Source organism: Sulfuricurvum sp. RIFOXYD12_FULL_44_77 (assembly GCF_001830725.1).
Taxonomy (GTDB): domain Bacteria; phylum Campylobacterota; class Campylobacteria; order Campylobacterales; family Sulfurimonadaceae; genus Sulfuricurvum; species Sulfuricurvum kujiense_A.
In genome coordinates, this window is the sequence record NZ_MIBU01000070.1 from 1 (window position 1) to 3,865 (window position 3,865).

2 protein-coding genes are annotated in these 3,865 nt (G+C 47.2%); one reads left to right on the top strand and one right to left on the bottom strand.

Going from position 1 to position 3,865, the window contains the following annotated elements; all coding sequences use genetic code 11:
• A partial coding sequence (locus tag A2517_RS03320) for an ABC transporter substrate-binding protein (RefSeq protein ID WP_294894109.1) occupies positions 1-1,953 on the bottom strand: 1,953 nt, incomplete at its 3' end.
• A gap of 101 nt (positions 1,954-2,054) precedes the next feature.
• Between A2517_RS03320 and A2517_RS03325 the strand changes: the two genes are divergently transcribed.
• Positions 2,055-3,865: homocysteine S-methyltransferase family protein (locus A2517_RS03325; RefSeq protein WP_294894111.1), on the top strand; the 1,811-nt coding region annotated here is incomplete at its 3' end.

Sequence of the window (3,865 nt, forward strand, 5' to 3'; positions counted from 1 at the left end):
GAGCCGCGTCATAGAGAGCCCTAAAATATTAAGCGGTTGTCGCCACTGATGGGCGATTGATTCGAGCATAGAACCAATCTCCGCCATTTTAGCCTGTTGTATCAGCAGCTTTTCCTGCTTCCGATTTTTCTCAACCGCCTTTTCAATCTCCTCTTGAAGCCGTTGGTTAAAGGTTTCGAGTTCGGAAGTACGCTGACGTACCAATACATCCAATCGGCGATTTTTATACGCGACTAAAAGAAATAATAGTGCCATAAATCCGGCAATACCCCAGACCAAGCGATAATTGATCGGCGTATCATGTTGTTCCATAACAAGCCAACGCCCATGTATCTCTTCGTACTCTTGAGGCGTAATAGAGGCTAGAACCTTATCGCTGATTGTGGCTAACATCCCCCAATCGTTCCGAAATGCAAATGCAAGTTGATACCGAAACGGTGTCTCTCCTACGACTTTGATATTTTTAAGATTGTGCCGCTCAATCAAATAGCTCACAACACTTAACCCCTCAACGCACGCATACACTTCCCCAGACGCTACCTTCTGAAGAGCTTCAAGCGACGTATCGGCCAAAACCGGAATAATTTTCGGATAATGCTCACGTAAAAACTCCTCACTTGCATACGAACGGACCACCGTCACTTTTTTCCCACTGAGATCATTCAAATCATTGATATATCCGACCCTTGAGTTGGTAACGATAACCATCGACTGCTTTAAAAAAGGGCGGCTGAAGACTAAGCTCTCATGTCTTTTCTCTGTAATGGCCGCTCCCGAGAGCATATCCATCTCTTTGTTTTTAACGGCGCGAAGCGAATCACTCCAGAGCTTCCGACTGTAATCCACTTCAAACCGAACGCCTAGCCGTTTTTCAAGAAGAGCCAAATACGAAGCACTAATCCCGACATGTCTCCCTTTATCATCGACCGATTCGATCGGAGGCCAATTATGGTCTATTCCAACACGAATGACAGGGTGTTCCCGAAGCCATGCTCTCTCTTGATCAGTTAAATGCAGCCTATCATGTTTGTAGAGCAACGGTCCAAACGGAGGGATTGATTTTACAACCCCCATCAGTCGATACCCCTGCGCAATCATCTCCAAACGAACCGGATCAATTGAACCAAACGTCGTATTAGGAAGCAGGGCAAGCTCTTTAAGTACTTTCCCCTCATAAATCAAAGCATCCAATGATTTGTGCTGCGGATTATAGTTGCGGTAAATCAGTTCCGCCGTTTCTTCGATATGATCAAATGCCCACAGCCATCCACGAATCGATGCATCGTAAAACGCTTCTGTGCGTTCAGGATGAAAAGCCACCTCTTCTTTAGTTGTAAAAAGAATATCACTGTAATAATCGAATCCGTACTCTTTCGGATTAATAGTATGCGTTTCTATTCCCGCTTTTTGAAGGATATAAGGCTCATTAGATACATATGCAACCATAGCATCGGTTTCACCGCGTGCGAGTGACATTGGATCAAATGAATGTGATTGCACTTTCAAATCATGAGTGCTCAAGCTGACACTTCTAAACATGGCCTGTATTTCTGCCCATTGCATCATGTCATTCGTCAGCATAACCCGTCTATTTTTTAGGTCTTTAGCACCTGCTATAGAAGCATCTTTTCGTGTCAATAATACCATCGGAGAAGATTGATAGATCGCCGCCATTAAAACAAGCGGAACACCGTTGATATAGTTGACAATCAAGGATGAATGTCCAACACCGTAGTGTGCTTTGCCGTCCAAAACACTTTTTAGAGATGCCTCTTTTTTATTTGCATCCAAAATAGTAACATCCAACCCTGCATCACTATAATACCCTTTTTCCTTTGCCACATAATAGCCGGCAAATTGAAACTGATGGAGCCACGGCAACTGAAGAGTAACCGACTCTTTTGACCATGCCAGCGTAATACAAAAAAGAGTTAATAAGAGCAGTTTTTTCATGTTTAAGAGTGTATCCAAAGAATTATATTTTCATACTTAGAACCCTTTAGGCTACACTTCGATAAAATCGCATATTATTTTAATTGCACAAGGTCTCTACGATGTCGATCAAGCACACACTTCTTGAAATTATTTCCAAACGCCCTCTTATCATCGACGGTGCCATGGGAACTCAGCTTCAAGAACGTGCCGACAAGATACCCGATAGTGCGTGGGAGGGGTTAGAGGGGTGTAATGAACTTCTCAACGTCACCTGCCCTGAAGTCATGAGCGATATTTTTCACGCCTACCTCACGGCAGGAGCCGATCTCATTACCACCAATACCTTCGGTTCTTTTAGCTGGGTATTGGACGAATACTGGATCGGTCATCGTTCGTATGAGCTCTCCCGTGCAGGTGCGGCAGTATGTAAAACGGAGTGTGAGAAATTTTCCACACCCGAACATCCCCGATATGTCCTCGGCTCCATCGGGCCGGGAACCAAACTCCCCTCTCTCGGACACATCCACTACGATGAAATGTTTACGGGATATTTGGAGTGCTGTTTGGGACTAATCGACGGCGGATGTGACATTTTCCTCCTTGAAACCTGCCAAGATCCGTTACAGATTAAAGCGGCTCTCCACGCCTGCGAAGCGGCGAACCGTGAGCGAGGCACTGAGCTTCCTATTATGGTCTCCGTCACGATCGAACTTGCGGGAAGTATGCTCATTGGAACCGATGCACAAACGATTGCTACTATCTTGGAGCCCTTCGACATCATCAGCCTCGGTTTTAACTGCGGGACGGGACCGGAACAATACGGCAAACATGTACGTACCCTCTCTGAAGTGTGGGCTAAACCTATCTCCGTCCACGCCAATGCGGGGCTCCCCCAAAATCGCGGCGGATATTCCTATTACCCGATGGGACCCGATGAGTTTGCCCAGTTACAATGCGATTTTTTAAACTATGACGGTGTCAGCTTTCTCGGCGGATGCTGCGGAACCACCCCTCAGCATATCCGCGCATTAGTCGATAAAGTCTCTACTATCGCCCCTAAAAAACCATCCGGGAATATGCCTGCTTCTGTCGCATCGCTCTTTAATAGCGTCGAGCTGATCCAACAACCCTCACCCCTTTTGATCGGGGAACGCTCCAACTCAACGGGATCGAAAGCGTTTCGAGAGCTCATCATCGCGAGTGATTACGAGGGAACCCTCAGCGTCGGACAAGCCCAAGTGCGCGACGGTGCCCATTGTCTCGATGTCAACGTCGAGTTTGCGGGGCGTGATGGTGCAGTAGATATGGCGCACGTGATGAGACTCTACAACCAAAAAATCCCCCTTCCTCTTATGCCTGATGCGACGCGGGTCAATACGATGGAAGAAGCACTCAAATGTATCGGCGGAAAACCGATCATCAACTCCGTCAACCTCGAAGACGGGGAAGAGCGGCTCGATGCGATCTGTTCTCTCGCCAAAAAGTTCGGAACGGCACTCGTGTGTCTCGTGATCGATGAAAAAGGGATGGCGAAAACGACGGCGGATAAAATGCGTATCGCCGATCGTATCTACGATCTGTGCGTCAACCGCCACGGTATCGATCCGCGCAATCTAATGTTCGATATGCTCACCTTTACGGTGGGAAGCGGTGATGTGGAGTACCGTGATGCCGCGATCCAAACCCTCGAAGCGATCCGTCAACTTCACGCCAAATATCCGAACGTTGGCTCGACACTGGGACTCTCCAATATCTCTTTCGGGCTTAGCATGAATGCCCGTGTCTTTTTGAACAGCGTCTTTTTACACCACTGTATTGAAGCGGGGATGACCTCCGTCATCATCAACGTTAAACACATCGTACCGCTTGCCAAAATGTCGCAAGAAGATCGAGAGATCTGTGAAGAGCTACTGTTCCAGCCCGATGATCA